Source organism: Lysobacter sp. CCNWLW3 (genome assembly GCF_036697405.1).
Taxonomy (GTDB): Bacteria; Pseudomonadota; Gammaproteobacteria; order Xanthomonadales; family Xanthomonadaceae; genus Lysobacter.
This window is the reverse complement of sequence record NZ_JBAHWA010000002.1, coordinates 318,182-334,740: the sequence shown is the minus strand read 5'-3', so window position 1 is coordinate 334,740 and position 16,559 is coordinate 318,182. Positions and strand designations below refer to the sequence as shown.

Here is a 16,559-nt window from a genome sequence, read left to right as displayed (position 1 = left end):
TATTCCACCGGAGCCCCCCATGTCGATCGATCTGAACTCGCTGTCCGCGAAAGAACTCGAATCGCTGATCGCGCAGGCGAAAAAGCGCAAGACCACGCTCAACAAGCGCAAGCCGATCGCGGTCGTGCGCAAGCGGCTGACCCAGCTGGCCAAGGCCGAGGGCTACGACATCGCCGAGCTGTTCGGCGCCGCCGCGGCGCCGCGTGCGGCCAAGGCGGGCGCGGCCAAGCCGGCTGCCGCGCGCAAGGCGCGCAAGCCGCTGGGCAAGGTCGCGCCGAAGTACCGCAACCCGGCCAATACCGGCGAAACCTGGACCGGCCGCGGCAAGCAGCCGCGCTGGCTGGCCGCCTACACCGGCAACGGCCGCAAGCTCGACGAGTTCCTGATCAAGTAAATCATCAAAAAGCCGGCTTAATGCCGGCTTTTTGATGCGTGATTCGGGGTTGGTTATTCGGGATTAGCAGGAGCTTGAAAGCGCTTCAGGCTCTTTCGAATCTCGAATCCCCATTCCCGGCCCCTCACAGATTACGTCGCGCCGGCAGCAGCAGATTGCCGAACAGCAGGCCGGCGATCAGGGCCAGCAGGATGTTGATCACCGCCAGCACCGCGGTCTGGCCGACCTCCATGTCCTGTTGCTGGATCAGGGTCAGCAGGCCGCGCAGGCTCACGCTGCCGGGCACCAGCATGATGATGCCGGGCACGCGCACGATCGCGCCGGGCCGGTTGCCCCAGCGCGCGTAGGCATTGCCGGCCGCGGTCAACGCCAGGGCGGCCAGGAAAATGCCGGCCGGACTGCCCCAGGCCTCGCCGGCGAAACGCGAGATCAGATAACCGCAGGCGGCGGCCGCCATCACCTTCGGATAATCGCTGCGGTGGGCGCGGAACAGCACCGCGAACGCATACGAGGCCACCGCCAGACCGCACCATTCGACCCAGGCCGGCTGCGGCCGCGAGGCCTGGATCGCCGGCTCCAGGCCGACCAGCTCGGCCAGGTAGAGCGCGATGATGGTGCCGACCGCGAGCTTGACCACCGTGGTCAGCGCGCCGGCGAAGCGCGCCGTGCCCGAGACCAGGTGCTGGCTGGTGAGCTCGTTGACCGCGTTGGTCAGCGCCATGCCGGGCAACAGCACGATCAGCGAGGCGATGATCACCGTGTTCTGGTTCAGGGGCACCAGGAAACTGGCCACCAGCACCGCGAGCATGGCCGCGACCATGCCGGCCACCGCCTCCAGCGCTTCCTTGAAGCGCGGCCGCGCGCCCGACCACTCGATCAGCAGGCCGATCAGCAGGCCGTTGACACCGGCCACGGCGATGTCCGGCCAGGGCAGGCGCAGCAGCCCGCCGACCGCGGCCGCGGCCAGGCCGAACGCAACCACCTGCATCGCGCGCCAGCGTGCGCTGCGCGGACGGTCCAGGGCCTCCAGCGCGGCGTGGCCGGCGGCCAGGTCGAGCCGCCCGGCCATCACGTCCTCGGCGATGCGGTCGGTTTCGCTGAGCTTGTAGAGGTCGTTCTCGCCCGGCGGCAGCCGGATCACGCGGGTGGTGTCGCTTTCCCCGGGCGGGCGGTTGGGGTCGCTGAAGGTCAGGATCAGTCCGGTCGGATTCGACCAGGGCTCGCACTCCAGGCGCAGCCGTTGCGCCACCGCCGACACCGCGCCCTCCAGGCGCTGCGCGGTGGTGCCGTAGGCGTGCAGGCGCTCGGCCAGCTCGACCACGAAGCCGATGCGTGCGGCGTAACTGGTCGCGCTCAGGGGGGCGGGGGGCGCGCTTTCGGAAGCAGGTGTCGACATGCGCGAAAGCATCGCATGCGGGCATGCCGCATGGGCAGCGCGGGTGCATGCGGAGTCAGCCCACGGACGGGCGGCGCGCACGCACGCCACCCTCACCTCGCCGTTTCTAGCCTGTATCCTCCGCCGGAGAACCTATGACCGCACCGTCCACGCACACGCCGCAGATCGCCGCCGACGCCCAGACGCCGTCGCGCTTGCGGCTATCCGGGCGCTGGACGCTGGAGAACGCCAACGCGATCTCGGCCGCGCTGCACGGCGCGCCGCAGGACGCGACCACGCTCGACGCCAGCGGCGTCGAGCGCCTGGACTCGGTGGGGGTGCTGCAGCTGATGCGCTTCGCGCGCCGGCGCGAGCTGGATTTCGACGGCTTCGATTTCCACGACAACCACCGCGCCCTGGTCAGCGCGATCGAGGACGTCGCCGACGAGCGCCCGAAGAAGAAGCGCGAGTACGGCGTCTACGCCGCGCTCGCGCGCCTGGGCTACGCGGTTACCGACAACTGGAAGGAAGTGCTGGCGCTGATCGCCTTCTTCGGCGAAACGCTGGTGAAGATCCTGCGTCTGTTCAAGGACCCGGGCCGCTTCCGCCCGACCGCGACCGTGCACCACATGGAGCAGGTCGGCCTGGACGCGGTGCCGCTGATCGCCCTGCTGTGCTTCCTGGTCGGCGCGGTGGTGGCCTTCCTGGGCGCGACCATCCTGCGCGACTTCGGCGCCACCATCTTCGTGGTCGAACTGGTCAGCATCTCGTTCCTGCGCGAGTTCGGCGTGCTGCTGACCGCGATCGTGCTGGCCGGCCGCACCGCCAGCGCCTTCACCGCCCAGATCGGCGCCATGGTCAGCCGCGAGGAAGTCGACGCGATCCGCACCCTGGGCATGGACCCGATCGACCTGCTGGTGATCCCGCGCGTGCTGGCATTGCTGGTGATGCTGCCGCTGCTGACCTTCGTGGCGATGATCTTCGGCCTGCTCGGCGGCCTGACGGTGGGCGCCTACAACCTCGACATCCCGCCCCAGCAGTACCTGGCGCGCATGCACGAGACCATGGAGCTGCGGCATTTCCTGGTCGGCCTGTCCAAGGCGCCGGTGTTCGCCCTGCTGATCAGCCTGATCGGCTGCCTGGAGGGCCTGCAGGTCGAGGGCACCGCGCAATCGGTGGGCGAACGCACCACCTCCAGCGTGGTCCAGGCGATCTCGCTGGTGATCGTCATCGACGCCTTCGCCGCGATCTGGTTCATGGAGGTCGGATTTTGAGCCAGGCCATCGACGACCCGCGCGAGCACATCGACGCCGACAGCCCGATCATCCGCGTGCGCGGCCTGGTCAACCGCTTCGGCGAGCAGACCGTGCACGACGGCCTGGACCTGGACGTGAAGCCGGGCGAGATCCTCGGCGTGGTCGGCGGCTCGGGCACCGGCAAGTCGGTGCTGATGCGTTCGATCCTGGGCCTGCGCCGTCCCGACGAGGGCCGCATCGAGGTGCTCGGCATAGACGCGCGCAGCGAAGACCCGGCGCGCCGGCGCGAGATCGAACGCAACACCGGCGTGCTGTTCCAGGACGGCGCGCTGTTCTCCTCGCTGACCGTGGGCGAAAACGTGCAGGTGCCGCTGAAGGAGTACCACGGCGACCTGCCCGACACCCTGCGCTACGAACTGGCGCTGCTCAAGGTCAAGCTGGCCGGCCTGCCCGCGGACGCGATCAACAAACTGCCCTCGCAACTGTCCGGCGGCATGCGCAAGCGCGCCGGCCTGGCGCGCGCGCTGGCCCTGGATCCGCCGTTGCTGTTCCTGGACGAACCCACCGCCGGCCTGGACCCGATCGGCGCGGCCGCGTTCGACCGCCTGATCCGCACCCTGCAGCAGGCGCTGGGGCTGACCGTGTTCCTGATCACCCACGATCTCGACACCCTGTACGCGATCTGCGACCGCATCGCGGTGCTCGCCGACCGCAAGGTGATCGCCTGCGCGCCGATGGCCGAGATCGAGCAGCTCGACCACCCCTGGGCGCACGAATACTTCCATGGCCCGCGCGCACGCGCCGCCCAGGTCGCGCGCGACAATTACGCGGCCGCCGAACACTGACACCGGACCACGCAAGGACGCCCAGGTTTGTTTTCCACGCTCTCTCCCGCACTCGCCCCTATCGCACACCTGCCCTGGGCCGCGCTCGCGCTGGCTTCGTTGCTGCTGTGGTGGCCGCGCCTGCGGGTGGCCAGCCTGGCTTTGCTCGCGGTGGCCGGCGCAGCCGGTTTCGCGCTCGGCCAGCTCGATGTCCGCGCCCTGATCGCGCTGGCGCTGCTGGCGCTGGCCGGCTGGATGGTCGGGGCCGCGCGCAAGCCGGCGCTGCGCATCGCTGGGCACATATTTTTCGTGTTGGTCGCATTGGCGCTTGGCTTTCATGTGGCACCGGGTTTCCACAACCCGCTCGCGATCGCGCCGACCCGGCTCACTGCCGATGCGATCGAATTCAGCATGTACCTCAATCTCGACAAGCCCCTGGTCGGCTTCTGGCTGGTGCTGGTCTGGGCCGGCGTGCAGCGCGAACGCCCGTTCGCCGACTGGTTCAAGGCGGCGCTTCCGGCGTGCCTGGGCGTGGCCGCGCTGTGCCTCGGCCTGGCCTTCGCGCTCGGCCAGGTCGCGTGGGCACCGAAGTGGCCGGGCTGGGGACTGCTGTGGGCCGCGAACAACCTGCTGCTGGTGACCCTGGCCGAGGAAGCGCTGTTCCGCGGCTACCTGCAGGAAGGCCTGACGCGCTACTGGCGCGAACGGCGCTGGGGCGACGCGGCCGCGATCGCGGTCGCCGCGCTCGCCTTCGGCCTGGTCCACCTGGCCGGCGGCTGGGCCTGGGCGCTGCTGGCCACGGTGGCCGGCGCCGGCTACGGCCTGGCTTATCGCCGCGGCGGATTGCAGGCCGCGATGCTGACCCATTTCGGCTTCAACCTGCTGCACTTCACCGCGTTCACTTACCCCATGCTGGCATGATGTCCGTCACGGACCGCCCGCAGGGTCTCATCGTCTCAGGTGCCTGATGGAAACCAAGGCCAATTACGTCCTCATCGGCGCGTTCACGATCATCGCGACGCTGTTCCTGTTGCTGTTCGCGCTGTGGGCCGCCAAATATTCGTCCGAGAAGAGCTGGCGCGAGTACGCGGTGATCTTCAACGAGCCGGTGACCGGCCTGTCGGAAGGCAGCACCGTGCAATACAACGGCATCTCGGTGGGCACGGTGAAACTGCTGCGGCTGGCGCCGGACGACCCGCGCCGGGTGATCGCGCAGCTGCGCCTGCAGGCCGACGCGCCGATCAAGGCCGACACCCGCGCCAAGCTGTCGCTGACCGGCATCACCGGCAGCCCGATCATCCAGCTCACCGGCGGTAGCCCCGGCAGCCCGGCCCTGGCCGACGTCGACCGCCGCGAAATCCCGGTGATCCAGACCGAGGCCTCGGCCCTGCAGAACATCGCAGACACCGCCAACCGCCTGGTCGCGCGCCTGGACCAGGTGCTCAGCGACGACAACGTCAAGCGGGTGTCGAACACGCTGTCCAACATCGAGGCCATGACTGGCTCGATCGCCGACCAGCGCGAGGACCTGCGCGCGCTGATCGTCAACGCGCGCAAATCCAGCGAACAGCTGTCGGCGACCCTGGACACCACCAACCAGGCGGTGAAGAACGTCGATCGCGAACTGGTCGCCAAACTGCCGGGCCTGATCGCCAAGCTCGACAGCACCCTGACCCGGCTGGATTCGGCCGCCAACGGCGCCAACGGCATCCTCAACGACAACCGCGCCGCGATCAGCAGCTTCGCCAACGACGGCCTGGCCCAGCTCGGCCCGACCCTGGCCGAACTGCGCGTGCTGGTGCGCGACCTGCGCCGCATCAGCGACCGCATCGACAGCAATCCGACCCGCTACCTGCTCGGCCGCGACGCCCAGAAGGAGTTCGAGCCGCAATGACCCGCCCCACTCCGCCCCGTCCTTCCTACGCGCTGCTGCGCCGCGCCGCCGGCGCGGGCCTGCTGCTGACGCTGAGCGCGTGTTCGATCCTGGGCGACAAGCCCAAGGAGCGCTCCACCCTCTACGCGCCCGACCCGCGCGTGCAGGCCGACGCCTCCTGGCCCCAGGCCGACTGGCAGCTGTCGCTGACCCCGCCGACCTCGGCGCGCATGATCGACAGCCTGCGCATCGCGGTGCGGCCCAGCCCGAACGAGATGCAGGTCTACAAGGGCGCCGGCTGGGCCAAGCCGCCGGGCGAGATGCTGCAGGACGCGCTGCTGCGCGCGCTTGAGGACTCCGGCCGGATCGGCGCGGTCGCGCGCCAGGGCACGGGCGTGGCCGCCGACTACAAGCTGGTGCTGGACCTGCGCCGTTTCGAATCCGATTACAACGGCGAAGCGCTGCCCTCGGCCACCATCGAAGTCAGCGCCAAGCTGCTGCACAACAGCGACCAGAAGATCGCCGCCGCACGCACCTTCGTGCAGAGCCAACGCGCCGCCACCACCGCGGTGCCGGACGTGGTCACGGCGTTCGACGGCGCCCTGGCCGCGATCACCCGCGACCTGGGCGGCTGGATCCTCAGCAGCGGCAATGAGCATGAGCGTAGCGAGCATCCGCGCGGGGCTGCGCGGCGGTGAGTAAAGCCGGAGCGACAGCCGCGACCGCCCGCTAAAACTCCCCCGTCCGCAGCACCCGCCCCAGCTCACGCCCCGCGTACGGCAGCGCCGCCACCGTCTCCACCATAATCGCCGTGGCCGCCAGCCGCCGCCGACGCAGCGCGATCGCGCCCAGGTAGGCGCCGTCCAGGCCAAAGCTCCAGAACCGCCAGGCCGGTGTCGCGGCGCGCTCGCGCCGCAGCCGCGGCGCGCCCTCGGGCGCGAACGCGATGCGGTCGAACGGCAGGCTCAAGCCGCGGCCGCTGGCCTTGGCATAGGCTTCCTTCAGCGTCCAACTGCGCAGGAAGGCCTGGTCGCGGCGCTCGGGCGCCTGCGCCAGCAAGGCGGCCAACTCATCCGGCGCCAGCGTGCGCGCGTTCCACAGCTCGGCGGTGTCGCGCGCAGCGGGCTCCAGATCCAGGCCCACGCGCCCACCCGGCGCGACCAGGCAGCCGACCAGGCCGGCGCAGTGCGACAGGCTGAAGCTCAGTTCCGGCGCGTCCGCCACCCGCGGCCGCCCGTAGACGCCGCGCAGATAGCGCCAGTCCTGCGGCGGCCGCGGCCGGCAGGCCGACAGCGCATGGCGCAGCAGCAGGCGCGCGACCAGGGCCTCGCGCCGCACCGGCGCCAGGCGCAGGCGCGCCAGGCGCGCGCGTTCGTCCTCGTCCAGCAGCGCGTGCTGGGCCTCGTAGACGGCGTCGTGGGCGGCGTCGACCCCGGCCAGGAACAGGCGCGGCCCGGCGGGCAAGCGCGCATCCTTCGCGGGTGGAGAGGCGGGGCCGGTCATACGCAGGGGCCAGAGGGAGGCGCCGTCGAGCATACCGTCGCCGCCGCGTTCCCGGGCCCGGGCGCGGATCGGCTTTGAGCTGGCGGCCCAAACCCGCGACAATTCCAGCCTCAGCAAGCGGAGAGCCAGCATGAGCGAACACAGCCCCAACCCCGCGCAGGTCGAGCGCGACGTCATGGAGTACGACGTCGTCACCGTCGGCGCCGGTCCGGCCGGCCTGTCGTTCGCGATCCGCCTCAAGCAGATCAACCCGGATATCTCGGTCTGCGTGATCGAGAAGTCCAGCACCATCGGCGCCCACATCCTGTCCGGCGCGGTGATCGAGACCGGCCCGCTGGACGCGCTGCTGCCGAACTGGCGCGACAACCCGCCGCCGATCTGCGTGCCGGTCACCCAGGACGAGTTCTGGCTGCTGACCAAGGAAGGCGCGCATCGCCTGCCGGTGCCGCCGGGCATGAACAACCACCATGGCAACGTGATCGTCAGCCTGGGCGCGACCTGCGCCTGGCTGGCGCCGCAGGCCGAGGCCCTGGGCGTGGAGATCTACGCCGGCTTCGCCGCCTCCGAGACCCTGCACGACGCCGACGGCCGCGTGGCCGGCGTGCGCATCGGCGACATGGGCGTGGCCAAGGACGGATCGCACAAGCCCGGCTACACCGCCGGCATCGACATCCGCGCCAAGGTCACCGTGTTCGCCGAGGGCGCGCGCGGCCATCTGACCAAGCGCCTGATCAAGCGCTTCGGCCTGGACGCCGATAGCGACCCACAGGGCTATTCGATCGGCATCAAGGAACTGTGGCAGGTGCCGGAAGACCGGGTCACCCCCGGCAAGGTCGTGCACAGCTTCGGCTGGCCCGCCGACAGCCACACCTACGGCGGCAGCTTCCTGTACCACCTGGACAAGGGCCGCATCGCCCTGGGCTACGTCAGCGGCCTCGACTACCGCGATCCCGACTACAAGCCCTGGGAAGCCTTCCAGCAATGGAAGAATCACCCGACGGTGAAGCCCCTGCTGGAAGGCGGCAACCTGGTCTCGGCCGGCGCACGCGCGATCGTCACCGGCGGCTGGCAGTCCCTGCCCAAGGTCGAGATGCCCGGCGCGCTGCTGATCGGCGACACCGCCGGCCTGCTCAACGTGCCCAAGATCAAGGGCACCCACCAGGCGATCCGCAGCGGCATGCTCGCCGCCGAGCACCTGGCCGCGTCCGAACTCGCGCCGGAAGGCTACGACGCCAAACTGCGCGCCTCGCCGGCGATGGACGAGCTCAAGAAGGTCCGCAACATCAAGCCCGCCTTCAAGCGCGGTCTGTGGTTCGGCATGCTCAACGCGGCCTGGGAAACCGTCACCGGCGGCCTGTCGCCGTGGACGTTGAAGAACAAGCCCGACTGGTCCTCGCTGCAGAAACTCGACGAGGCCGAAAAACCCAAGCGCGACTACGTCGACCGCAGCCTGGCCCCGCGCGATCGCCTGGCCGGCGTCTACTTCGCCGCCACCGAGCACGACGAAGACCAGCCGGTGCATCTCAAGGTCGCCGACACCTCGATCTGCGTGACCCGCTGCGCCGAGGAATACGGCAACCCCTGCACGCGCTTCTGTCCGGCCGGCGTCTACGAGATCGTCGAGGAAGCCGAAGGCAAGCGCCTGCAGATCAACGCCGCCAACTGCGTGCACTGCAAGACCTGCGACATCAAGGACCCCTACGAGATCATCACCTGGGTCACGCCGGAAGGCGGCTCGGGGCCGAATTACCAGAATCTCTAAGGTGAATATCCGCGCCTCGCGCGTTGCGCTGTGGACCCTGGCACTGGCCGCCGTCGTGGCCATGGGCTGGCACTGGATCGCACCCGCTACGCCCGCACTGGTAGCAGCCAGTTCTACACCGGCCCCTACGGCCAACACCAGCGCGGCGAAGCGCTTGCCTTGATCGAGCGTTGCGGCAACGACCGTCTCTACGGACCCGCGGAAACCTACGCCGCGGTGATCGGCGACCATTGGTTCGTTGAGGATCGCAAGGCCTGGAGCATCGTGATGAGCTCGTCGGGCGAATGGATGGATGTGGTCACCGCCGACGCGAACCCGCCGCCGCCGGAACCGCTACCGGGCGCATGGCAGTTCCCGCGCGAGCTGCGTCGTCACCCCAGTCGCCTGATCGTGCGCAAATCGGAACTGGACGATGTCCGCGCCACCTGGAGCGCTCCTTCGCTCTGGACCGCGCCGCAACGTGGCGAGCTTTGTCTCGACTGTCAGACCGTGTTTCTTGAAGCCTGCGTGCATGGCCGTTGCCACGCCCGATCGCGCAGTTGCGATAGTGCTGGAGCCGAAGCCGGAATGACGTTGTGGAAACGCTTGCGCACGCACTTCCCCGATCCACCGCCGGTCGTGTTGGAGTAACCGGTGCCGGTCGGCCAACGAAAAAAGCCGCCCGGAGGCGGCTTTTTTCGTTGCGGCGCCTACGCCGCTAACGGTCGCTCAGGCGCGCTTGAACGCCACGCCGGTCTTCTCGCGCAGATCGTCCTCGCTCACGTCCGGCGCGGTTTCCACCATCGCCAGGCCGTCTGCATCATTCACGTCCCTCACCGCCAATCCGGTTTGGGTTCGCGAGGAGTTACCTGATCCACTTCGTTGCGACGCCTTGACGCGCCTCAAGTACCGGCACCGTTGCCGATGACCTTCCAGTTCGTATCGGGTACGGCGACGACCCAGCCCGAACCTGGCAAGATCGAGGTGCCGTTCATGAGGTGGATGTAGTTCTGGCCGTTACCGGAATGGCGCCAAAAGATATCGGCGCGGCCATCTCCGTTGTAGTCGCCGCTGCTGACTATCTGCCAGGCTTGGTCGGTTTCTAGGTAGACGTAGGCGACGCCGGCGGCGACGGTGCCGTTCATGGTCCAGATATAGCACTCGCCGTTGACCTTGTTGCGCCAGTACAGATCGCTGCGGCCATCGCGGTTGAAGTCGCCGATGGCTACCACATCGTAAGTCAGGTCCGGCACCGCGGCGGTGTAGCCGGAATCGCTCAACACGCTGGCGCCCGACATGAACTGCACATAGTTCTGGCCATTGGCCTGGTTACGCCAGAACAGGTCGGCCTTACCGTCGCCGTTGAAGTCGCCGGTGCCGACTACCGTCCAACTCATATTGGCCTCACGGTAGACGGTGGAGGCAGACCTGAGGCTGATGCCGTCCATCAACCATAGATCGTTGTAACCGGTGACCTTGTTGCGCCAGTACAGATCGGTGCGTCCATCGCCGTCGAAATCGCCGAGCGCGACGACTTGCCAGTTCTGGTCGGGCACGGAAGTGGAATAGCCGCCCACGACTACGCTATTGCCGTTCATCAGCTGGATGTAGTTCTGGCCGCTCGTGGCATTGCGCCACAGCACGTCGGCGAAGCCGTCGCCATTGAAATCGCCCGAACCGACCACCTTCCATGCAGTGCTCGATTCGCGATAGACCGTGGACGTCGCACTGCGCCCGATGCCATCCATCAGCCATAGATCGTTCAGGCCGCTGACGGCATTGCGCCAATAGAGATCGGACTTGCCATCGCCGTTGAAGTCGTTGCGCACCGCTATGCGGTTAACGGCAGCCCGGAACGTGGCAATGATGGGGGTGGTCAGGTTCAGACTGCGTGCGTTGTCGGAGTTGTCCGCCACACCGCAAGCGAACCCGCCGCAGAACGTGATGCGGGGATTCGAGAACACGCGGTAAGAGGTTTGGCCGGATTCCCCATAGGCCATAACCGTATAGAAGTTGCCGCTGCCCGCCGCCGTCTTATAGCCGAACGAGTATGGATACGCTCCATACTTGAGGACGCCATTGTCGGTGGCCGTCGCACGATCGTGCTGGGAGCCCATGTTATGGCCCAGTTCGTGCGCCAGGGTTTCGTCGCGGCAGAAGTAACGGCGCCCGTCGGTACCGTCATCCTGACCGTCGCTGACGACCGAGTAACCGAACGGCTCGTCGCCGCTGTCGATGCCCGACTGCCCGCCACCGATCAGCCACGCGATACCGCAACCGTCGTTCTCGGGAGTGTTGAACCGGCGAACCAGCGACACCAGGTCGGCGCCGTACTGATCCCGCGCCGCGCGCAACGCTGCGAATGCCGGATCCGCGGGGATCCAACCGGTGCCGCTCTTGTAACCGGTCAGCTTCTCCAGCGTGTCGCCGTTGTCGGTATTGTCCGCAAAATTGACCTGCATGGCATGCACCAGGCGCACACGGGCGTTTACTTGGCTGTTGACGTAGGCTTGGTTGGTGATTTCGACCATGTTGTTCAGGCGCGTAATCGCCTGGGACTGGCCGCCCAAGTTGGACGCGAAGCCGTTGGTATAGCCCAGCAGCACGTCGACGACGGTGACCGATGCGGGTTCCGCGTTCTCGGCCATGGGAGCGGAGGCCGCCATCGGCGCGGCCGCCGGGCCGCTGGCTGCTCCAGACGACAGCTTCGGCGGAATAAGGAAGTCCGGCCCCTTCGGTCGCGTTGCCGGGTTATCGATCAGGGCGAGCTTCGAGCGATCCGTTTCGACCAGCCACGTCACGCCATCGCGTATCGTCAACTTGAGCGGCGCCTTGCCATCGCGCTGGGCGATGGTGCCGAAGGCGGCACGCTCGCCGAAGGTCAAGATGGCCTCCTCGGAGGACTGGCCGTTCTTGAGCCGGCCGACCCAGGTCCAGTCGCCGGACGGGTGCTCGACATGGCGCTCGTATTCGAAATCAAGATTCTCGCCGGACGGCGAGGTGACCTGCAGGCTACCGCTCAGGATCGAGCGCACGGCGTGTTCTTCGCTGATATCGGCACGGTGCCAGGTGTAAGCGCCATCGCGACGAACGACGCTCTTGGAGGGATAGCCCACCAGGTCGCCGCGATCGGCGAGACTAGCGAAAGTCCCCGCCTTATGGCCCAAGCCGGGAACGGTCGCCACCGAGCGCGGCAGCGCGGACATTCCGCCCCAGGCGCTGTGAGCCTGGGCGCCAGCACTAGCGACTTGCGCGTCCGAAGGTGTATCTGGAGCTTGCGTGCATCCTGCACAGCAAAGAGCCAAGGCAGTAAGCAGGACTGTGATGCGCATCGAAGTCGCCGAGTTGTACGGAATCGGGACTGCATCTTGCCTTCGATTGACGTAGACGTTCAATCGTCCCCTGCAAAAACGCGCATACAAATCGTGCCAGGTGTCCCAATACCTCCTGTTCAGACACCCGAGCCCGGCCTGTTTCCGATCAGAGGTGGAAAGTCCCCGACCTCCGGTCGGCCGTTATCGACCGTCGGCGCGCCGGGCCGGGGAGTGCGAGCCGCGGCTCTGGAGATGCCACAGCCACCAGTCTTTGTGCCTACGCCGCGCGCTTGAACGCCACGCCGGTCTTCTCGCGCAGCTCGTCCTCGCTCACGCCCGGCGCGGATTCCACCAGCACCAGGCCTTCGGCGGTCACGTCCATCACCGCCAGTTCGGTGATGATGCGGTCGACCACGCCCAGGCCGGTCAGCGGCAGGGTGCATTCGGGCAGGATCTTGTGCTCGCCGTTCTTGGCGCTGTGCTCCATCAGCACCACCACGCGCTTGACGCCGGCGACCAGGTCCATCGCGCCGCCCATGCCCTTGACCATCTTGCCGGGCACCATCCAGTTGGCCAGGTCGCCCTTGTCGGTGACCTGCATCGCGCCCAGGATCGCCAGGTCGATGTGGCCGCCGCGGATCATCGCGAAGCTGTCGTGGCTGCCGAAGTAGCTGGCGCCGGCGCGCGCGGTCACCGTCTGCTTGCCGGCGTTGATGAGATCGGCGTCGACCTCGGCCTCGCTGGGGAACGGGCCGATGCCGAGCAGGCCGTTTTCGGACTGCAGCCACACGTCCATGCCCTCGGGAATGAAGTTGGCCACCAGCGTCGGCAGGCCGATGCCGAGGTTGACGTAGGCGCCGTCGGTGAGTTCCTGCGCGGCGCGCTGCGCCATTTGATCGCGGGTCCAAGCCATGTCGAATTCCTTGAAAGAGTCGTAACGTCGAATCGTCGGTGAGCGCCGCGCGTCAGGCGCGCACGGTGCGCTGCTCGATGCGCTTCTCGGGCATCGCGTTGAGCACGATGCGATCGACATAGATGCCGGGCAGGTGGACGTGGTCGGGATCGATCGCGCCGATCTCGACGATTTCCTCGACCTCGGCCACGCAGACCTTGCCGGCCATCGCGCAGGCCGGATTGAAGTTGCGCGCGGTCTTGCGGAACACCAGGTTGCCGGCCTTGTCGGCCTTCCAGGCCTTGACCAGCGACACGTCGGCCTTGAGCGCGGTCTCCATCACATAATGATGGCCGTCGAACTCGCGCGTCTCCTTACCGTCGGCGACCACGGTGCCGTAGCCGGTGCGGGTGAAGAAGGCCGGGATGCCGGCGCCGCCGGCGCGCAGGCGCTCGGCCAGGGTGCCCTGCGGGTTGAACTCCAGCTCGAGCTCGCCGGACAGGAACTGGCGTTCGAATTCCTTGTTCTCGCCGACGTAGGACGAAATCATCTTGCGGATCTGGCGCGTCTCCAGCAGCAGGCCCAGGCCGAAGCCGTCGACCCCGGCGTTGTTGGAGATCGCGGTCAGGCCCTTGACGCCGCTGTCGCGCAGCGCCGCGATCAGGGCCTCGGGGATGCCGCACAGTCCGAAGCCGCCGACCGCCAGGGTCTGGCCGTCGGCGACCAGTCCGCGCAGCGCTTCGTCTGCGGTGGGGAACACTTTGTTCTTCGCGGCGCCGGCGCTGCGCGTCGCGGCAATGGCCTCGGCCATGGGGGAACTCCTTTGCGGGATGGCGCAGTTTAACGCGCCCGGCCGCCCGCCCCCACCGGACCTTAGGGCAATGGTCACTCGTCCAGTGGCGTGGCCCGACGTTAGACTCCGGCCATGAGCAAGATCGCCCTGGTCACCGCCATCGCCGCTACCGGAACCGACACCGATATGGTGCCGCTGATCGAAGCCTGCGCCCGCGCCGGGCTGGCCGCCGAGGTGCGCGCCTGGGACGACCCCAGCGTGGCCTGGACACGCTACGACGCCGCCCTGCTGCGCTCGCCCTGGGACTACACCGAGCGCCTGCCGGAGTTCCTGGGTTGGTGCGAACGGGTGGCCACGCAATCGCGCCTGCTCAATCCGCTGCCAGTGGTGCGTTGGAACACCGACAAGCACTATCTGGCCGACCTGGCCGCGCGCGGCGTGGCGGTGGTGCCCAGCGCCTTCGTCGAGCCCGAGGCCGAGCCCCTGCCGGCGCTGCAGGCCTTTCTGGCCGAGCACGCGCAGGCCGCCGAATTCGTGGTCAAGCCCGCGGTCAGCGCCGGCTCGCGCGATACCCAGCGGTATGCACGCTCGCAGGAGTTCGCCGCCGCCAACCACATCGCGCGCCTGCTCGACGCCGGCCGCAGCGTGCTGCTGCAGCCCTACCTGGCCTCGGTCGATCGCGACGGCGAAACCGCCCTGCTCTACTTCGACGGCGACTACAGCCATGCGATCCGCAAGGGCGCGCTGCTGCGCCCCGACACCGGCGCCACCGAGGCCTTGTTCGCGCCCGAACAGATCGTCGCGCGCGAGCCCGGCCAGGACGAACAGGCGCTGGCGCAGGCGGTCCTGACCGCGGCGCGCGATGCGCTGAAACTGGACGCGCCACTGGCCTACGCGCGCGTCGACCTGATCCGCGACGGCGGCGGCAGGCCCTGCCTGCTGGAACTGGAGCTGTGCGAGCCCTCGCTGTTTTTTCCGTACGCCGACGGCAGCGCGGATCGCTTCGTGGCGCGCTTGCGCGAACGTCTGGCCGCGACGCCCTAAGCTCGCTTATGCGAAAAGGCGGGCGCCTCAAGAGCGCCCGTACACATCCTCGAGCCGGACGATATCGTCCTCGCCCAGATAACCGCCCGACTGCACCTCGATCAGCTCGACCGGTTCGCTGCCGCGGTTGCGCAGGCGGTGGACGCTGCCGCGCGGGATGTAGGTGCTCTCGTTCTCGCGCAGCTCGAACACCTTGTCGTCGCAGGTGACCTCGGCCACGCCCGAGACCACGATCCAATGCTCGGCGCGGTGCTGGTGCTTCTGCAGGCTGAGCGCGGCGCCGGGCTTGACCACGATCTTCTTGACCTGGAAGCGCTCGCCGACGCCGATCGAATCGTAGCTGCCCCAGGGCCGGTAGACCTTGCGGTGGAACAGGTGCTCCTGGCGGCCGGCGGCCTTGAGCCGGTCGACGATGATCTTGACGTCCTGGACCCGGTCCTTGCGCGCGACCAGGGTGGCGTCGGCGGTGTCGACGATCACCAGATCCTCGACGCCGAGGGTGGCGATCATGCGCCGGTCGGAGGCGCGCACCAGGCTGTCGCGGGTGTCGACCGAAATCACGTCGCCTTCGTGGCGGTTGCCGTCGGCATCGCGTTCGGCCACCGACCACAGCGAGGACCAGGAGCCGATGTCGCTCCAGCCGCAGCTCACCGGCACCACCGCGGCGCGGTCGGTCTTTTCCATCACCGCATAGTCGATCGAGTCGCTGGGGCTGGACGCGAACGCGTCCTGGCCCAGGCGCAGGAAATCCAGATCGGCGCCGGCGCTGGCGAACGCGGCCTGGGCGGCAGCGTGGATCGCCGGCGCCAGCCGCGCCAGCTCGTCCAGATAGCTGCGCGCACGGAACAGGAACATGCCCGAGTTCCAGGCGTAGGTGCCTTCGGCCAGGTAGCGCTCGGCGGTGGCCTGATCGGGCTTCTCGACGAAGCGCTCGATGCGGTAGCCGTCGGGGCCCAGGGCCTCGCCGCGCAGGATGTAGCCGTAGCCGGTTTCGGCGTAGTCGGGGCGGATGCCGAACGCGACCAGCCAGCTCTCGTCGCCCAGGCGCATCGCCGCGGCGACCGCATCGCGGAACGCGGCCTCGTCCTCGATCAGATGATCGGCCGGCATCACCAGCAACAGCGCATCGGCGTCGCCGGCCAGCGCGTGCAGCGCCGCGGCCGCGATCGCCGGCGCGGTGCTGCGCGCGACCGGTTCCAGCAGGATGCCGCCGCTGCGCACGCCGATCGCCTGCAACTGCTCGCCGACCATGAAACGGTGGTCGTCGGCGCAGACCGTGATCGGGGCCTGCGCGTCGGGCAGCTTGCTCGCGCGCAGCACGGTTTCCTGGAACAGCGAATGGTCCCCGATCAGCGACAGGAACTGCTTGGGTTGGTTCTGTCGCGAAAGCGGCCACAATCGGGTTCCGCTGCCGCCGCTGAGGATGACCGGGTGAAGCATTTCGACTCCGCACTGGGGTTACCTCGTGAAGGGTACCGGATCGGGGGCGCGCGCCGCCGGGGTGGCGGCGCGCCGGCGGCGTCCGCCGCTCAGGCTGCAGTCACCCGGGC

At 68.4% G+C, this 16,559-nt stretch carries 14 protein-coding genes and 2 pseudogenes; 9 read left to right on the top strand and 7 right to left on the bottom strand.

Annotation, left to right across the window (positions count from 1 at the left end):
• Positions 1-19: 19 nt before the first annotated feature.
• Positions 20-388 (top strand): annotated as a pseudogene (locus V1318_RS06790) (H-NS histone family protein); the annotation flags it as partial.
• Positions 389-518: 130 nt separating this feature from the next.
• Here the strand turns inward: V1318_RS06790 and V1318_RS06785 are convergent.
• Positions 519-1,790, bottom strand: coding sequence for a threonine/serine exporter family protein (locus V1318_RS06785; protein WP_332938830.1), 1,272 nt, complete (start codon positions 1,788-1,790; stop codon positions 519-521).
• Positions 1,791-1,924: 134 nt separating this feature from the next.
• Between V1318_RS06785 and V1318_RS06780 the strand changes: the two genes are divergently transcribed.
• Genes V1318_RS06780 through V1318_RS06760 form a run of 5 tightly spaced genes read left to right on the top strand, consistent with a single transcriptional unit; the run spans position 1,925 to position 6,420 of the window.
• Complete coding sequence (locus V1318_RS06780; RefSeq protein ID WP_332938828.1) at positions 1,925-3,043, top strand: MlaE family lipid ABC transporter permease subunit; 1,119 nt, start codon at positions 1,925-1,927, stop codon at positions 3,041-3,043.
• Entirely contained in the window at positions 3,040-3,870 is an 831-nt protein-coding gene (locus tag V1318_RS06775) for an ABC transporter ATP-binding protein (protein ID WP_332938827.1), read from the top strand. Before V1318_RS06780 ends, V1318_RS06775 begins: the two co-directional genes overlap by 4 nt.
• Positions 3,871-3,897: 27 nt before the next feature.
• Positions 3,898-4,770, top strand: a complete 873-nt coding sequence (locus tag V1318_RS06770) for a type II CAAX endopeptidase family protein (protein WP_332938826.1) — start codon at positions 3,898-3,900, stop codon at positions 4,768-4,770.
• A gap of 46 nt (positions 4,771-4,816) precedes the next feature.
• Positions 4,817-5,743: an MlaD family protein gene (locus tag V1318_RS06765; RefSeq protein WP_332938825.1), complete on the top strand. Its 927-nt coding sequence runs from the start codon at positions 4,817-4,819 to the stop codon at positions 5,741-5,743.
• Entirely contained in the window at positions 5,740-6,420 is a 681-nt protein-coding gene (locus V1318_RS06760; RefSeq protein ID WP_332938824.1) for an ABC-type transport auxiliary lipoprotein family protein, read from the top strand. Before V1318_RS06765 ends, V1318_RS06760 begins: the two co-directional genes overlap by 4 nt.
• Positions 6,421-6,451: 31 nt before the next feature.
• On the opposite strand, the gene V1318_RS06755 is transcribed toward V1318_RS06760, so the two are convergent.
• A complete protein-coding gene (locus V1318_RS06755; protein WP_332938823.1) occupies positions 6,452-7,186 on the bottom strand; it encodes a 4'-phosphopantetheinyl transferase superfamily protein in 735 nt (244 codons plus the stop codon).
• A gap of 169 nt (positions 7,187-7,355) precedes the next feature.
• On the opposite strand from V1318_RS06755, the gene V1318_RS06750 reads away from it, so the two are divergent.
• Entirely contained in the window at positions 7,356-8,987 is a 1,632-nt protein-coding gene (locus tag V1318_RS06750) for an electron transfer flavoprotein-ubiquinone oxidoreductase (protein ID WP_332938822.1), read from the top strand.
• A gap of 30 nt (positions 8,988-9,017) precedes the next feature.
• On the top strand, positions 9,018-9,617 hold the full coding sequence (locus V1318_RS06745) for a hypothetical protein (protein WP_332938821.1): 600 nt from the start codon (positions 9,018-9,020) through the stop codon (positions 9,615-9,617).
• Between the two features lie 78 nt (positions 9,618-9,695).
• On the opposite strand, the pseudogene V1318_RS06740 reads toward V1318_RS06745, so the two are convergent.
• The 4 genes and pseudogenes from V1318_RS06740 to V1318_RS06725 form a co-directional block, all read right to left on the bottom strand.
• Positions 9,696-9,815 (bottom strand): annotated as a pseudogene (locus V1318_RS06740) (succinyl-CoA--3-ketoacid-CoA transferase); the annotation flags it as partial.
• Positions 9,816-9,868: 53 nt separating this feature from the next.
• Entirely contained in the window at positions 9,869-12,172 is a 2,304-nt protein-coding gene (locus V1318_RS06735) for an FG-GAP-like repeat-containing protein (protein WP_332938820.1), read from the bottom strand.
• 385 nt (positions 12,173-12,557) lie between these two features.
• Positions 12,558-13,193 carry a CoA transferase subunit B gene (locus V1318_RS06730; protein ID WP_332938819.1) on the bottom strand — a complete coding sequence of 212 codons (636 nt, stop codon included), beginning with the start codon at positions 13,191-13,193 and terminating at the stop codon, positions 12,558-12,560.
• Between the two features lie 52 nt (positions 13,194-13,245).
• Positions 13,246-13,983: a CoA transferase subunit A gene (locus tag V1318_RS06725; protein ID WP_332938817.1), complete on the bottom strand. Its 738-nt coding sequence runs from the start codon at positions 13,981-13,983 to the stop codon at positions 13,246-13,248.
• 114 nt (positions 13,984-14,097) lie between these two features.
• On the opposite strand from V1318_RS06725, the gene V1318_RS06720 reads away from it, so the two are divergent.
• Positions 14,098-15,009 (top strand): hypothetical protein, encoded by a 912-nt coding sequence (locus V1318_RS06720; RefSeq protein WP_332938816.1) that lies wholly within the window; start codon positions 14,098-14,100, stop codon positions 15,007-15,009.
• Positions 15,010-15,036: 27 nt separating this feature from the next.
• Here V1318_RS06720 and V1318_RS06715 read toward each other — a convergent pair whose 3' ends face one another.
• Positions 15,037-16,449, bottom strand: a complete 1,413-nt coding sequence (locus V1318_RS06715) for a mannose-1-phosphate guanylyltransferase/mannose-6-phosphate isomerase (protein ID WP_332938815.1) — start codon at positions 16,447-16,449, stop codon at positions 15,037-15,039.
• Positions 16,450-16,559: the final 110 nt, after the last annotated feature.